General features: G+C 65.1%; 12 protein-coding genes. 7 read left to right on the top strand and 5 right to left on the bottom strand.

Features of this window, described 5'->3' with window-relative positions; translation table 11 throughout:
• Positions 1–133: 133 nt before the first annotated feature.
• The 5 genes from B0T44_RS13185 to rpmH form a co-directional block, all read right to left on the bottom strand.
• On the bottom strand, positions 134–691 hold the full coding sequence (locus B0T44_RS13185) for a Jag family protein (protein WP_077116070.1): 558 nt from the start codon (positions 689–691) through the stop codon (positions 134–136).
• A 90-nt stretch (positions 692–781) separates the two neighbouring features.
• On the bottom strand, positions 782–1,882 hold the full coding sequence (gene yidC / locus B0T44_RS13180; RefSeq protein WP_077116071.1) for a membrane protein insertase YidC: 1,101 nt from the start codon (positions 1,880–1,882) through the stop codon (positions 782–784).
• 4 nt (positions 1,883–1,886) lie between these two features.
• Positions 1,887–2,273 (bottom strand): membrane protein insertion efficiency factor YidD, encoded by a 387-nt coding sequence (gene yidD, locus B0T44_RS13175; RefSeq protein WP_081512079.1) that lies wholly within the window; start codon positions 2,271–2,273, stop codon positions 1,887–1,889.
• Between the two features lie 16 nt (positions 2,274–2,289).
• Positions 2,290–2,718, bottom strand: coding sequence for a ribonuclease P protein component (rnpA, locus tag B0T44_RS13170; protein WP_077116074.1), 429 nt, complete (start codon positions 2,716–2,718; stop codon positions 2,290–2,292).
• 81 nt (positions 2,719–2,799) lie between these two features.
• Complete coding sequence (gene rpmH, locus B0T44_RS13165; protein WP_077116220.1) at positions 2,800–2,943, bottom strand: 50S ribosomal protein L34; 144 nt, start codon at positions 2,941–2,943, stop codon at positions 2,800–2,802.
• A 471-nt stretch (positions 2,944–3,414) separates the two neighbouring features.
• On the opposite strand from rpmH, the gene dnaA reads away from it, so the two are divergent.
• The 7 genes from dnaA to gyrA all read left to right on the top strand — a co-directional run bounded on the left by dnaA (position 3,415) and on the right by gyrA (position 15,849).
• On the top strand, positions 3,415–5,370 hold the full coding sequence (dnaA, locus tag B0T44_RS13160) for a chromosomal replication initiator protein DnaA (RefSeq protein WP_077116076.1): 1,956 nt from the start codon (positions 3,415–3,417) through the stop codon (positions 5,368–5,370).
• Positions 5,371–6,172: 802 nt separating this feature from the next.
• Positions 6,173–7,348: a DNA polymerase III subunit beta gene (dnaN, locus tag B0T44_RS13155; protein WP_077116077.1), complete on the top strand. Its 1,176-nt coding sequence runs from the start codon at positions 6,173–6,175 to the stop codon at positions 7,346–7,348.
• Positions 7,349–7,548: 200 nt separating this feature from the next.
• Complete coding sequence (gene recF / locus B0T44_RS13150) at positions 7,549–8,724, top strand: DNA replication/repair protein RecF (RefSeq protein WP_077116078.1); 1,176 nt, start codon at positions 7,549–7,551, stop codon at positions 8,722–8,724.
• A gap of 302 nt (positions 8,725–9,026) precedes the next feature.
• Positions 9,027–9,578 (top strand): DUF721 family protein, encoded by a 552-nt coding sequence (locus tag B0T44_RS13145; protein WP_077116079.1) that lies wholly within the window; start codon positions 9,027–9,029, stop codon positions 9,576–9,578.
• A 357-nt stretch (positions 9,579–9,935) separates the two neighbouring features.
• Positions 9,936–10,850, top strand: coding sequence for an alpha/beta fold hydrolase (locus B0T44_RS13140; protein WP_077116080.1), 915 nt, complete (start codon positions 9,936–9,938; stop codon positions 10,848–10,850).
• A gap of 324 nt (positions 10,851–11,174) precedes the next feature.
• The gene (gene gyrB, locus B0T44_RS13135; RefSeq protein WP_077116081.1) at positions 11,175–13,223 is read left to right on the top strand and encodes a DNA topoisomerase (ATP-hydrolyzing) subunit B; all 2,049 of its coding nucleotides are present in this window, start codon (positions 11,175–11,177) and stop codon (positions 13,221–13,223) included.
• A gap of 121 nt (positions 13,224–13,344) precedes the next feature.
• A complete protein-coding gene (gene gyrA / locus B0T44_RS13130) occupies positions 13,345–15,849 on the top strand; it encodes a DNA gyrase subunit A (protein ID WP_077116082.1) in 2,505 nt (834 codons plus the stop codon).
• The last annotated feature ends 1 nt before the right edge of the window (position 15,850 follow it).

Genomic DNA, 15,850 nt, shown 5'->3' with positions numbered 1-15,850 from the left:
TATCGGGGGAGGCCCTGCCACGGGGCCGGAACTACGAACTACAGCCGGATACGGCGAAGGGCCCCGGTCCGAAGACCTGAGGCCCTATCCAACCACCGCGCACCGGTTCAGCGCATGCGACGTTCGGTATCGCTCAATCCGGCACTACGACAACGCGCCGGTTCGGCTCCACACCTTCGCTCTCGCTGGCGACACCATCAACCGCCGCGACCGCGTCGTGCACGATCTTCCGCTCGAACGGCGTCATGGGGGCGAGCGCTTCGGGTGCCCCGGTCTCCAGTACACGCTTTGCCGCCGCGGCGCCGAGCGCGCTCAGATCCTCCCGGCGCTTGGCACGCCAGCCCGCCACATCCAGCATCAGCCTGCTCCGCACGCCGGTCGCCTGTTGCACCGCAAGCCGGGTCAGCTCCTGCAGCGCATCCAGCACCTCACCGCCGCGGCCCACCAGCTTCGACAGATCCCTGCCGCCATCGATACTCACCACCGCGCGATCGCCCTCGACATCGAGATCGATATCACCGTCGAAGTCGAGCACATCCAGCAGTTGTTCGAGATAGTCGCCCGCGATCTCGCCCTCTTCGATCAGTGCTTCCTCGAGATCGCTGGCATCGCTCACCACATCGTCGGAGGCGGCTCCGGGATCCACGGTCGTCGCCACGGTGGCGTCCCCTCCGTCGGTCTCAACAGTCATTTGCTTTCCTTCATCTGCTCGTCGGGTGCGCCCGGGTCGCCGGACGTCACCCCGATCAAAGGGTTGCTCTGAGAGCGGATTGCTACCGGTTCAGCGGCGGCGTTTCTGGTTCGCCCGGCCGCGGTTGCCCGGCCGCTTCTGCCCGCCTGACCTCCGCTGGCCCGCCTGTTTACCGCCTCCGGACTTGCCTGCCCCGGCTTTGGCCGCAGGCGCGACGGTCCCATTGGTGGCGGTCTCGTCGCTCGCGGTCGTCGTGCTGGAAGCTGCCGGCTGCTTCTTCTTCGTATCGATCGGCTTGGCGCCCGGCTTGGGGGCGTTCTGCGCCCGCTGTTCCAGCTTTGCCTGCTTCTTCGCTTCTTCTTCTTTCGCCATCCGGCCGAAGACCAGATGCTGCTGCCCGTAGGTCCAGATGTTGTTGGAGACCCAGTAGAGCAGGATGGCGATCGGCAGGAACGGACCACCGACGAGCACACCGAGCGGGAACACCCAGAGCGCCAGTTTGTTCATCAACGCAGCCTGCGGGTTGGCGGCGGCCTCGGGGGTCTGCCGTGCGACAGAGGCGCGAGCGTTGAAGTGGGTGGCCACCGACGCGATGATCATCAGCGGGATGGCTACCGCCGCGATGCTGACCCGGCTGGGCACACCGCCGTAGTCGGCGAAGGCCTGCAGCTCACTCATCGGTGTAGTGATGAACGCCGAAATCGGGGCGCCGAAGATACGGGCACTCAGGAACGATTGGACGTCGGCCGCGCTGAAGACATAGTTGGGGGTGTGCGCGTTGGTATAGGGGTCCATCCCGAGCTGGCCGAAGCCGTGGCCGGTCCGGTTGAACGAACGCAGCACATGGAACAGACCCAGGAAGACCGGCACCTGGGCCAGGATCGGCAGACAGCCCATCAACGGGTTGAAGCCGTTCTCCTTCTGGAGCTTCTGCATCTCCAGCGCCATCTTCTGGCGGTCGTTCTTGTATCGCTTCTGCAGCTCTTTGATCTGCGGCTGCAGTTCCTGCATCTGTTTGGTGGTGCGCACCTGCTTCACGAACGGCTTATAGAGCACCAGCCGCAGCGTGAACACCAGGAACACCACGGCCAGCGCCCAAGTAAGGCCGTTGTCAGCGCCGAAAGCGAACCCGAAAACCCGGTGCCATAACCAGAGGATCCAGGACACCGGATAGTAGATGAAATCGAGCACGGCTCTATGCACTCCCGTCGTTCGTGTCGCCGATCACCGCGGACGGTGATCCTTTACAAGCCTTGGGCGCCTGCACCGAGTCGGTCAGCGGACCGGTTTCCCGCGTCGATTCGGCGACTGCCACGTTCCCGTGCTCGTCGCGGCGCGCACGCTGCTTCCGCTCCGGGACGGGATCCCACCCACCAGGGTGCCAGGGTGCGCATTTGGCCAATCGCACGACCGTCAGTCCGAGGCCGACGACGAGCCCCCTGGTGCGCAGCGCGGTGACCGCGTATTCGCTACAGGTCGGTGTGAAACGGCAGACCGGCATGCGCGTGGGGGAGACGTAGGTCCGGTACAGCTCGATCAGGAATATCAGAACGTCAGCGGGTAGCCGGGTCAGGGTCGGGATGATCTTCACGCCTTGCTCACCTGCTCTGGTTCAGGGGCACCCCGAGTTTACGCAGTCCACTGTGCAGCTGGCGGCGCAGCTCGTCGGACCCAAGGGTGGCCGATCCGGGGAGCGCGCGGATGACGATATCGGCCTCGGTGGGAAGTTCGGGGTGTATCTCGGCGCATATATGACGCAGGCGGCGGGCCACCCGGTGGCGAACCACCGCTGGACCCACCGCCTTGCTGACGATCAAGCCGAACCGCGGGCCTCCCATACGGGCCAGCCCCCCCACGCGGATCAGCACGTCTGTGCTGTCGATACCATCTGCGCCGACCGGGGCGGCCGGATCGATGTCGTGCACGAAGGCGTGCACGACCAGGTCCCGTCTCCCGACACGACGGCCGCGCCGCACCGTCCGGGAGAAATCGGCACGGTGATGCAGCCGATACGGCTCAGGAAGCACCCGAGGTTCCGGGGCCGAGTGAGCGATCAGCGATCAGGGGCGCCTTCGGGCCGGGCATCGGACACCGAATCCGGGAGGGAATCAGGCCGTGAGGCTGGCGCGGCCCTTGCGGCGACGCGACGAAACGATGGCGCGGCCCGCACGGGTCCGCATCCGGAGGCGGAAACCGTGAACCCGCGCCCGACGACGGTTGTTCGGCTGGAACGTCCGCTTGCCCTTGGCCACGGTCAACACTCCTCGAGTTGGTGGGCACCAGGCGGCACCCGAAGCTTTTTGGTGATTCGGTGAGGTCATCGTCGGTGGGTGAGTCCTGGCGAACGGTCAGCACAGAACGGTCACCACACCAAGGGATGACTGTACGAGAGTACTTACCGTCGATAAACCGGTCAAACCGGCCCCACCTGCGCTCGGCCACACCGGGCCGCGAGTTATCCCCAGGCGTTCTCCACACCTGTGGATAATTGTGTAGAAAGACCCCACGAGTGGCATATTCGTAGGGCCAACGGTGCCATGCACCTGCCTGAGACCGGGAGATCCCGGGCAGCGTCCGAAGCGGTTGTCACGTCCGAGCGGTTGCGGATGCGGCAGACGTTATCACGAGGACGTACGCAGCATCACTGGATCGAACCCTACAGTAGACGCAGCGCGCGCCCCGGCCGTCTGCTCCCATCGACCACTCCCGGGGAGGACTACTGCATGGATGACGAGCAGAACGTGTTGGCCACCGTATGGCCCGAGGTGGTCGCCGAGCTGACCACCGGCTCGGCCGACGGGTCCATCGTGCCGGTGACCAGAGCTCAGCAGGCGTGGCTGAAATTGGTGAAACCGCTCACGGTGGCGCAGGGCTTCGCGTTGCTCTCGGTCCCCTCCTCGCTGGCCCAGGAAGCGATCGAACGCGATCTTCGCGAGCCCATTCTGCGTTCACTCGGCCGCAGGCTGGGTCCGCAGGTCGAAGGGCTCGGCGTGCGGATTGCCGCGCCGACCCCGCCGACCCCCGAACGCGCTGGCGGCGCGCCTCGGCACGCCAGGCTGACCAGCAGACCGGAACGCCCCGGCGATCAAGGCCCCGGCCGGCCCACCGAATACTCCGAGACCGAGTACACGCCCGCCCGAGACTACCCCGGGTCCGCGGATGCGCAGCCCGGCGAGTTCCCGCGCGAGACCCGCTATTCGTCCGAGCAGGAATATCCGGGCGACCGGGAGTACAGCCCATCGGGTGAGTACGGGCCTGCCGGTTACGGGGAGTATCCGGGTCCGGGGAGCGACGGCCCGGCACCGCTCAGGCAGGCAACCCACCCGCTCGCCGGCGCGCGTCATGAGCCCGGTCTGCCGCCCCGGCGCGATCAGGCGGCTGCACAGGAGTCGTTGTTTGCGCCTGAACCGCTCCCGCTGCACGGTCCCGTCGATGCAGTCCGGGAACAGCCTGCTGCGGACGATACGGAGACGACCATGTTGTCGAGCGGGCACGATCCGGTGCGCGACTCTCTGCGTGAATCGGTCCGCGAACCCGGTGCGGAGTTGGGAACTCGGGAGAATCCGGGCGAGGAAGCGGTCGTCAACGTCCGCGACTCTTGGCCGACCTATTTCAGCAAATCGCAGGAAAACACCGCCCCTGCCACCCCATCGGCGAGCCTGAACGCCAAATACACCTTCGAAACGTTCGTGATCGGCGCCTCCAACCGGTTCGCACACGCCGCTGCGGTGGCGATCGCCGAGGCACCCGCGCGGGCATACAACCCGCTGTTCGTCTGGGGCGCCTCCGGTCTGGGCAAAACGCACCTGCTGCATGCGGCGGGCCACTACGCCCAGCGGCTGTTCCCCGGAATGCGGGTCAAGTACGTGTCGACCGAGGAATTCACCAACGACTTCATCAACAGTCTGCGCGACGACCGCAAGGTGGCCTTCAAGCGCCGCTACCGGGAGACCGACATCTTGTTGGTCGACGACATCCAGTTCATCGAGGGCAAGGAAGGCATCCAGGAGGAGTTCTTCCACACCTTCAACACCTTGCACAACGCGAACAAGCAGATCGTGGTGTCCTCGGACCGGCCGCCCAAACAGCTGGCCACCCTGGAGGAGCGGCTGCGCACCCGCTTCGAGTGGGGGCTGATCACCGATGTGCAGCCACCGGAGCTAGAGACCCGGATCGCCATTCTGCGCAAGAAAGCGCGGATGGACCGGCTCGATGTTCCGCACGATGTGCTCGAGCTGATCGCGAGCCGGGTGGAACGCAATATCCGCGAGCTGGAGGGCGCGCTCATCCGGGTCACCGCCTTCGCCTCGCTCAACGGCCAGCCGCTGGATCAGTCCCTGGCCGAGGTCGTGTTGCGGGATCTGATGCCCGAGACGGCCGCCTTGGAGATCACGGCTGCGACGATCATGGCGGTCACCGCTGAGTACTTCAACACCAATATGGAGGACCTCACCGGCCCCGGTAAGGCCAGGCCGCTGGCGCAGGCCAGGCAGATCGCGATGTATCTGTGCCGTGAGCTCACCGATCTATCGCTGCCGAAGATCGGCCAGGCGTTCGGGCGCGACCACACCACGGTGATGTACGCGGAGAAGAAGGTCCGCAAGGAGATGACCGAGCGCCGCCGAGTCTACGACCAGGTGCAAGAACTCACAGCCCGGATCAAACAACGCTCCCACTGATTCATCCCCAGGCAGGAACACGGTCCTGGCCTGGGGATATCTGTATCCAGGAGTGATGGATTCCCCAGGGTATCCACAAGTTATCCACAGGTTGTCCACCGGTTTGTCCACACCCCTGCGATCGGTCTGTCCCACATCCATCCACAGCCGATCTATCCACAGTTTCCACAGGCCAACTTCTCCACAGGTCCTGACCTGCTGTGTCGTCGGAAACAGCCTGTGGATTCCTCGAGGAATTCCTGTGGATTCCTCGAGGAATCCACAGGTTGTCCACCGATTGATGCACAGTGTGCACAACCCGGCCAAAACTGTGGATCAACTCGAGGACAACTCGAGGATGGATGTTGAACAACTTTTGGTTCTCCACAGCTGTCCACAGTTCATCCTCGAGTCATCCCCAGGTCATCCACACGCCGCCACGCCGTACGAACTGCAGGTATGGGCGAAATCCACAGTTTCCACAGCCCCTACTACTACTTCAGTTCTTCTTCTAATAGATCTCTGTAAAAAACAGGCGTTGTGGAGAAGTTCTCGGCGAAGCTCACGACCCGGACCGCGACCGATCCGGGCAAGGAGCGGGCATGGAACCTGGTCCGGCGGCCCCGCCGAGCGGTGTGGGAGGACATGAGCCGATACCGTGTCCGTAACCGCGGAGTACCACGCGTGGATCGGAGGGTCGGGCCGAGGACCGGCCACGCACGCGGTACCGTTTGGTGTCGGTCGTCTGTGCCACACTTCCCAGACGGCTTATCCAGCAGAATCCGGCCGCACAGAACACGGAACGGGAGAGGACAGTCGGGCGATGGAGCTTGCGAGCATGAAGTTTCGGGTCGCCCGGGAGGATTTCGCGGAATCGGTCGCGTGGGTCGCGCGCAGTCTGCCGTCGCGTCCGCCGGTTCCAGTCCTGGGCGGGGTTCTGCTGGTCGCAGACGAGGACGGGCTGACCGTCTCCGGTTTCGACTACGAGGTATCGGCGCAGATGCGTGTCGCGGCGGAGGTCGCGGGCCCGGGCCAGGTGCTGGTTTCCGGGCGGCTGCTCGCCGATATCACCAAAGCACTGTCGAACAAGCCTGTGGATGTGTCGGTCGACGGTACCCGCGTGTTGATCAGCTGCGGCAGTGCGAAGTTCTCCCTGCCCACCATGCCGGTCGAGGACTATCCCCAGCTTCCCGAGGTGCCGCAGCAGAGCGGTGAGCTCAACGTCGAGGTGTTCGCCGGGGCGGTGAGTCAGGTCGCGGTCGCAGCGGGCCGGGACGACACCCTGCCGATGCTCACCGGTATCCGGGTCGAGATCGCGGGGCCGCAGGTGGTGCTCGCCGCAACCGACCGGTTCCGGCTGGCGGTGCGGCATATCGAATGGCAGCCCACACGCACCGATATCGAGACCGCCGTGCTGATCCCTGCCCGCACCCTGTCCGAAGCGGCCAAAACCCTCGGACCGTCGGATGCGCCGGTCCAGTTGTCACTCGGGACTGGTTCGGGTGCGGATGGCCTGCTCGGTATCGTCAACGGGGGCAGGCGGACCACCACCCGGCTGCTCGACGCGGAATTCCCCAAGTTCCGCCAACTGCTACCGAAAGAACACACGTCGATAGCGACCCTGGAGGTGTCGGCGCTCAGCGACGCGATCAAACGTGTTGCCCTGGTCGCCGAGCGCGGCGCGCAGGTGCGGCTGGAGTTCTCCGGGGAGGGCCTGCTGCTGTCGGCGGGCGGTGACGACGCAGGCCGCGCCGAGGAATGGCTGTCGGCGGATTTCCGCGGCGAACCGTTGACCATCGCGTTCAACCCCGGCTACCTGACCGACGGTCTTTCGGCGCTGCACTCCGATCGGGTCACGTTCGGTTTCACCACGTCGAGTCGGCCTGCGGTGCTGCTGCCTGCAGGCGAGGAGGATCCGCAGGTGCTCGATTCCGGCGCCTACGCGGCCCTGGAGAGCCCCTACGTCTACCTGTTGATGCCGGTCCGGCTGCCGGGCTGAGCACGGCGTGGGTGATGCGTGCGACACCCGCCGCGGTAACGGCGTCGTTGCTGATCCGTTCGAGATATGTTGTCGTGTCTGCTCGTTCGGTGACATTTCCGCCTGCGTGGTTGTGCGCAACCACGGAAACTGCTGCGGGCCACAGTAAGTTGTCCACAGCTGTGGATAACTCTGTGACAACCTGTGGAATGGTCTGACGGATGCATATCAGGGCGCTGACCTTGCGAGACTTCCGATCCTGGGAGCATGCCGATATCGAGTTATCCACAGGGGCAACCGTTTTCCTGGGGGCGAATGGTAACGGAAAGACGAACCTGCTGGAAGCGGCCGGTTACCTGTCCGGTCTCGGTTCGCACCGGGTAGCTGCGGATGCGCCACTGATCCGGATGGGAGCCGAACGAGCGAGAATCGGTGCCGTAGTGGTGAACACCGGCCGGGAACTTCGGGTGGACGTGGAACTGAACCGGAACGCGGCCAACCGCGCCCAGATCAACCGTTCGCCAGTGCGTAGGCCGCGGGAGATTCTCGGGATCCTGCACACCGTCCTGTTCGCCCCGGAGGATCTGGCACTGGTCCGCGGCGACCCAGGGGAGCGCAGACGCTTCCTCGACGAGCTGTGCACAGCCCGGCTGCCGCGGCTGGCCGCGGTCCGCAGCGATTACGAACGCGTACTGCGGCAGCGTTCGGCGCTGTTGAAAACCGCGGGGCGCCACGCTAAATCGACAGCGGATCTGAGCACCCTCGACGTTTGGGACGGCCATTTGGCCTGCCATGCCGCGGTGCTGCTGGCCGAGCGGCTGCGGCTGGTGCACGACCTACACCCCTATCTTGCCCAGGCATACGCCGCGATCGCGCCGGAATCGCGCCCGGCTGCAATCGGATACCGCAGCTCGACGCTGCCCACCGAGTTCCTCGAGCCCACCCGTGAACCACGCCCGGACGATGTCGAGGCGCTCGAAGCCATCGTGTTGCGTGAGCTGGCCGCGGCCAGGCCGAAGGAGCTGGAGCGCGGGGTCTGCCTGGTCGGCCCGCACCGCGACGAACTGGATCTGTTACTCGGTGCCGCGCCTGCGAAGGGGTTCGCCAGCCACGGCGAATCATGGTCGTTCGCGCTCGCGCTGCGCCTCGGCGCATTCGAGCTGCTGCGCGCCACCGCCGCCGAACCGGTGCTGCTGCTCGATGACGTGTTCGCCGAACTCGATCGCCGCCGCAGGCAGGCGCTGGCACGGGTGGCCGCCGATGCCGAGCAGGTTCTGATCACGGCCGCGGTGCCCGAGGACGTGCCTGCCGAGCTGACCGGAGCGACCATGTCGGTGAGCACTGTGGGTCCCGCCGAACACCGGGTATCGCGGATGGTTGCGGCGAGCGCCGGATAACGTAAAGTGAGCCATCGCGTCGGCACGGGCGGGCCTGGTGCGCGCTGGTGAAAGTTGTCAACAGCCTGTGGATAACTTGTCTTGCCTGGTCACCGGTTCCGCCGCGCCGCATCGTACTAGGTGAGTCGCCGCGTTCGAGTCTCTTCCTCCAAAAAGCGCTATGACCTGGGGGTATGGGAGATTACCCCGAGGAGGGATGCGGTTGCGTAGCCCGCGTCGCCGGGTGGTCGGCGTGAGCTCACAGCCTGGGGAAAAACCGCCCAGAACTGGGGATAAGTCGAACAGGTGAGTGGAGTGCAGCGATGACGGAGCAGCCGGATCCAGGGACGGAGCCGCCGTTGCGCGGGGTCGACCTGGCCCGGCGGGCGCTGGAAGAAGCCCGTGCCGCGGCGCGGGCCAGTGGCAAATCCGTCGGCCAGGGACGCTCGTCGCCCCGTCGCTCCCTGCGTACCGGTCGGGCCCGGCGCCGCAGCGGTTGGTCCGGTGCCCGCCCCGACGACCGTGATCCCCAGCTGCTGTCCACGCTGGCCGGTTCGATCGCCCGTAGCCGGGGCTGGTCCACCAAGGTCGCCGAGGGGATGGTTTTCGGCCGGTGGGCGGGCGTCGTCGGCGAGGACATCGCTGCGCACGCTACCCCGGTCAAGCTGGAGGACGGGGTGCTCAGCATCGCCGCCGAATCCACGGCATGGGCCACTCAGCTGCGCATGCTGCAGAAACAGATCCTGGCCAAGATCAATGCCGCGGTAGGCAACGGTGTGGTGACCTCGCTGCGCATCTCCGGCCCGGCCGCGCCCAGTTGGCGTAAGGGTGACCGGCATATCAAGGGCCGCGGCCCTCGGGACACCTATGGGTAGCGCAAGCTGCTGCGGTGTTCGAGCCAGGCGCGACGCAGTTCCTTTCCTGCGGCTCCCCGTGTGGCTGGGTTCGCCACGGGTTCGCGGCTGACAAATGTGCTGTTGCGGAGGTCGATACCGAGGACATTGTGGGAATGTTGCTGGGGTGATGTCCTGCCGGTTCCAGGTGCGGCGACAGCCCGTCGTCTCGGCGCGTCCCTATAGCAGTTATCTGATACTCGGTGTTACATTGACTGGACGAGTTCGCATCGTGGCGGCCGCATAGGAACGCTCGCCGCGGTCGAAGCGCGCATCCGTTCACTGGAGCAGGGGTTTCACGTGGAACGGCTCCGGCTTGCCGACCGAGAGGGTTGACCGATGATCGCTGATCCGTTCCCTATCGAACCGAGTACCACCGTCCGCCGGGGTGGTGTCGAACTCGCAGTCTTCGAATGCGGTAATCCTTCCGGTGTGCCCATCCTGCTGGTGCACGGGTGGCCGGATACCCACCTGCTCTGGGGTGGGGTGGCCGGTCTGCTGGCCGATCGCTATCGGGTGATCGCCTTCGACAACCGTGGCGCCGGCGCGAGCACGGTTCCCGGCGACATCGCCGCCTACCGCATCGAAGAACTCGCTGCCGATGTCCGGGCGGTCGCAGCTGCTGTCGCGCCGGGGCAGCGTGTACATATGCTCGGCCATGACTGGGGTGCGGTGCTTGGCTGGGAGCTGGCCGCCGCGCTGGACGCCGAATCGGTGCTCGCCTCCTACACCTCGGTTTCCGGGCCGAACCTCGACTTCCTCGGTGCATACCTGCGCGGGCCGGTCTCCTGGGAGCGGCTGCGGAACACCATCACCCAGGGTGTGGCCTCGGCGTATACGTTTGCCTTCCAGGTCCCCGGCCTGCCGAACCCGGCGCTTAACGCGCTGGCGCGGCGGTGGCCGGACTTCCTGGCCTTCTTCGACGGTCTGGATCCCGCCCTGGTGCGTACAGCGCCGACGCTGCGTGACGATATGATCAATGGGTTGGCGCTGTATCGCGCTAATATCCGCCCCCGGATGCGTCGTCCCCGGCCGCGGCCGATCGAGGTTCCGGTGCAGCTGATCGTGTCCACCGGAGATCGTGCGGTGCGGCCGCTGGTCTACGCGGAGGCGGATCGTTGGGTGCGTGACCTCACTCGTCGCGAGATCGCGGCCCGGCATTGGTCGCCGTTCTCCCATGCGGCCGATCTGGCTCGGTTCACCGCCGAGTTCGCCGATCGGGTCGACGCGGGGCGTGGTCCGGGCGCGCGCTGACAGGTTCGGGACGCGGCGGCGCGCAACGGATCTCTCACGTCATCACAGATGGGCTGAAACCGCCGCGAGGCGGATCCGACCCGTGCCGATCCGATTTCTCCCCTTCTGGAAGCCGCCAGGGGTGTCGTAGGTGCGCTGTAAGTTGGGCGGGCAAGTAAGATGGTGACGTAACTAGCGGCGATACCTTCGGCGCGTTGTGCACAGCCCGCGCGTGGACCGCGAATCTCGAGTAGCCAGGAAACCTCGAGCGCCTCATGGTCCGGGCTCACGCGTGCTGTCCGTTCGCCGCGCCGGGGATCAGCAAGTAAGGAGAGCTACCGACCAGTGGCTGCCAAAGACTCCAACGCATCGGGCTCGAACAAGGCGACATCGGCCAATCAGGACTACGGTGCCTCCTCCATTACCGTCCTGGAAGGGCTCGAGGCGGTTCGCAAACGCCCGGGCATGTACATCGGCTCTACCGGCGAGCGCGGTCTGCACCACCTGATCCAGGAGGTTGTGGACAACTCCGTCGACGAGGCGATGGCCGGATACGCCACCCGGGTCGAGGTCACTCTCCTTGCCGACGGCGGGGTCGAGGTGGTCGACGACGGCCGCGGTATCCCGGTGGGAATGCACGCCCAAGGCATCCCGACCATCGAAGTCGTCATGACCCAGCTGCATGCGGGCGGCAAATTCGACTCGGACTCCTACGCGGTTTCCGGCGGTCTGCACGGGGTCGGTATCTCCGTGGTCAACGCGTTGTCCACGCGGCTGGAAGCCGAGATCGACCGCGATGGCTACCACTGGAGTCAGACCTACAAGGACTCCAGTCCCGGCAAACTGGTCAAGGGCGAGCCGACTACAAGGACCGGCACCACGATCCGGTTCTGGGCCGATCCGGAGATCTTCGAGACCACCGCCTACAATTTCGAGACCGTTTCCCGTCGACTGCAGGAGATGGCGTTCCTGAACAAGGGACTGACCATCGTGCTGACCGACGAGCGGGTCAGCGAGGCCGAGGTCACCGACGAGGTGGTCAGCGAGATCGCCGAAGCACCCAAGCACGCCGAGGACGGCGAACCGCAGGCCGAGCCGAAGGTGAAAACCCGCACCTACTACTACCCCGGGGGGTTGGAAGACTTCGTTCGCCATATCAACCGGACAAAAACGCCGATCCACAACTCCGTTGTCGGGTTCACCGGTAAGGGCACCGGGCATGAGCTCGAGGTCGCCATGCAGTGGAACTCCAGCTACTCCGAATCGGTGCACACCTTCGCCAACACCATCAACACCCATGAGGGCGGCACTCACGAAGAGGGCTTCCGCGCGGCGCTGACCACGGTCGTCAATCGGTACGCCAAGGACAAGAGGCTGCTCAAGGAAAAGGACGGCAACCTCACCGGCGACGATATCCGCGAAGGTCTCACCGCGATCGTCAGCGTGAAGGTGAGCGAACCGCAGTTCGAGGGCCAGACCAAGACCAAACTCGGTAACACCGAGGTGAAGTCGTTCGTGCAGCGCACCTGCAACGAGCATCTGACGCACTGGTTCGAGGCCAACCCGGCCGATGCGAAGACCATCGTGAACAAGGCGGTGTCCTCGGCGCAGGCTCGGGTCGCCGCACGTAAGGCGCGCGAGCTGGTGCGCCGCAAGAGCGCCACCGATCTGGGTGGTCTGCCCGGCAAGCTGGCCGACTGCCGGTCCAAGGACCCGAGCAAGTCCGAGATCTACATCGTCGAGGGCGACTCCGCAGGCGGCTCGGCCAAATCCGGACGCGATTCGATGTACCAGGCGATCCTGCCGTTGCGCGGCAAGATCATCAATGTCGAGAAGGCTCGAATCGACAAGGTCCTCAAGAACAACGAGGTCCAGGCGATCATCACCGCGTTCGGCACCGGTATCCACGACGAGTTCGATATCAACAAGCTGCGCTATCACAAGATCGTGCTGATGGCCGATGCCGACGTCGACGGTCAGCACATCTCCACGCTGCTGTTGACCCTGCTGTTCCGGTTCATGCGCCCGCTGGTCGAACAGGGCCACGTTTTCCTGGCACAACCGCCGCTGTACAAGCTCAAGTGGCAGCGCAGCGAACCGGAGTTCGCCTACTCCGACCGCGAGCGCGACGGACTGCTCGAGGCGGGCCTTGCGGCAGGCAAGAAGATCAACAAGGACGACGGTATCCAGCGCTACAAGGGTCTCGGTGAGATGAACCCGAAGGAGCTGTGGGAGACCACGATGGACCCGGCGGTGCGCGTGCTTCGTCAAGTGACGCTCGACGATGCGGCTGCCGCGGACGAGCTGTTCAGCGTCCTGATGGGTGAGGACGTGGAAGCGCGCCGCAGCTTCATCACCCGAAACGCCAAGGATGTCCGCTTCCTCGACGTGTAATCGCGCGCATGGCCGACAGCGAAGGCGCAGATACGCCTAGCTTCAGGCCGGTGCCCCCGATCGCGCAGGCCCGCCCCCGCGCGGTCGGGCCGCTGAACTTCCTCCCGGGTAAGGAGACCCCATGACCGACATCACCCTGCCGCCGGACGGCGCGGGCGACCGGATCGAACCGGTCGATATCAACCAGGAAATGCAGAGCAGCTACATCGATTACGCGATGAGCGTGATCGTGGGCCGCGCGCTGCCCGAAGTTCGCGACGGCCTCAAACCGGTGCATCGCCGGATTCTGTACGCGATGTACGACAACGGCCACCGGCCCGACCGCAGCTATGTGAAGTCGGCCCGCCCGGTGTCCGAGACCATGGGCAACTACCACCCGCACGGCGACACGGCCATCTACGACACGCTGGTGCGTCTCGCGCAGCCATGGACCATGCGGTATCCGCTGGTTGACGGTCAGGGCAACTTCGGCAGCCGGGGCAACGACGGTGCGGCCGCCATGCGTTACACCGAGTGCAGGCTCACGCCGCTGGCAATGGAGATGCTGCGCGAAATCGACCACGAAACGGTCGATTTCATCCCCAACTACGACGGTAAGACCCAGGAACCGGTTGTCCTGCCCAGCCGGGTGCCGCATCTGCTGATGAACGGCAGCAACGGCATTGCGGTCGGTATGGCCACCAACATCCCGCCGCACAACCTCACCGAGCTGGCCGAAGCGGTCTACTGGGCGCTGGACAATCACGAAGCGGCCGAGGAAGCCACCCTCGCCGCCTGCATGGAGCGGATCAAGGGACCCGACTTCCCGACATCGGGCCTGATCGTCGGCACTCAGGGTATCCACGATGCCTACACCACCGGTCGCGGCTCCATCAAGATGCGCGGTGTAGTGGAGATCGAGGAGGACGCCCGTGGGCGTACCACCATCGTCATCACCGAGCTGCCCTATCAGGTCAACACCGACAACTTCATCAACGCGATCGCCGAACAGGTCAAGGACGGCCGGATCGCCGGTGTCTCGGATATCCACGACGAATCCTCCGACCGGGTCGGTCTGCGTATCGTCGTCACCGTCAAACGTGACGCCGTCGCCAAGGTCGTGCTGAACAACCTGTACAAGCACACCCAGCTGCAGACCAGCTTCGGCGCGAACATGCTGTCGATCGTCGACGGTGTGCCACGTACGCTGCGGCTGGACCAGATGATCCGGCTGTATGTGAACCATCAGCTCGACGTCATCATCCGGCGCACCCGCTACCTGCTGCGCAAGGCCGAGGAACGGGCCCATATCCTGCGTGGTCTTGTCAAGGCGCTGGACGCGCTCGACGAGGTCATCGCGCTGATCCGGCGCTCGGCCAACACCGAAACCGCGCGCACCGGCCTGATGGAGCTGCTGGATATCGACGAAATCCAGGCCACCGCGATCCTGGATATGCAGCTGCGCAGGCTGTCGGCGCTGGAACGGCAGAAGATCGTCGACGAACTGGCCAAGCTGGAGGCCGAGATCGCCGATCTGAAGGACATCCTGGACAAGCCGGAACGCCAGCGTGCCATCGTGCGCGACGAACTGGCCGAGATCGTCGAGAAGTACGGCGACGACCGGCGCACCCAGATCGTCGCTGCCGACGGCGATGTGGCCGACGAGGATCTGATCGCCCGTGAGGACGTAGTCGTCACCATCACCGAGACCGGCTACGCCAAGCGCACCAAAACCGACCTGTACCGCAGCCAGAAACGCGGCGGTAAGGGCGTACAGGGCGCTGGTCTCAAGCAGGACGATATCGTCAAGCACTTCTTCGTCACCTCGACCCACGACTGGCTGCTGTTCTTCACCAACAAGGGCCGGGTGTACCGGGCCAAGGCCTACGAGCTGCCCGAAGCCAACCGGACGGCGCGCGGTCAGCATGTGGCGAACCTGCTGGCCTTCCAGCCGGACGAGAAGATCGCCCAGATCATTCGGATCAAATCCTACGAAGACGCCCCATATCTGGTGCTCGCCACCAAGAATGGTCTCGTGAAGAAGTCGCGGCTGTCGGATTTCGATTCCAACCGCAGCGGCGGCATCGTCGCGGTGAACCTGCGTGATAACGACGAACTGGTCGGTGCGGTGCTGTGCTCGGCCGATGACGATCTACTGCTGGTATCGGCACAGGGGCAGTCGATCCGTTTCTCGGCGACCGACGAAGCGCTGCGCCCGATGGGCCGTGCCACCTCGGGTGTACAGGGTATGCGGTTCAATGCCGAGGACGAGCTGTTGTCGCTCAACGTCGTTCGTGCTGGCACCTATCTGCTGGTCGCGACCTCAGGCGGGTACGCAAAGCGGACCGCGATCGAGGAGTACACGGCTCAGGGCCGCGGCGGCAAAGGCGTCTTGACTATTCAGTACGACACGCGACGTGGCACGCTGGTCGGCGCGCTCATCGTCGACGACGACGACGAGTTGTACGCGATCACTTCCAGCGGTGGCGTCATCCGCACGGCGGCGCGGCAGGTTCGCAAGGCGGGCAGGCAAACCAAGGGCGTGCGATTGATGAACCTCGCCGAGGGCGATACCTTGCTTGCGATCGCGCGCAATGCCGACGAGCCCGAACAGATCGACGGCGTCAGCGGTTCTTCCGAGCAGTAGT

It is taken from the genome of Nocardia donostiensis (genome assembly GCF_002081715.1).
GTDB classification, from domain to species: domain Bacteria; phylum Actinomycetota; class Actinomycetes; order Mycobacteriales; family Mycobacteriaceae; genus Nocardia; species Nocardia donostiensis.
This window is presented reverse-complemented; position numbering and strand designations above follow the sequence as displayed.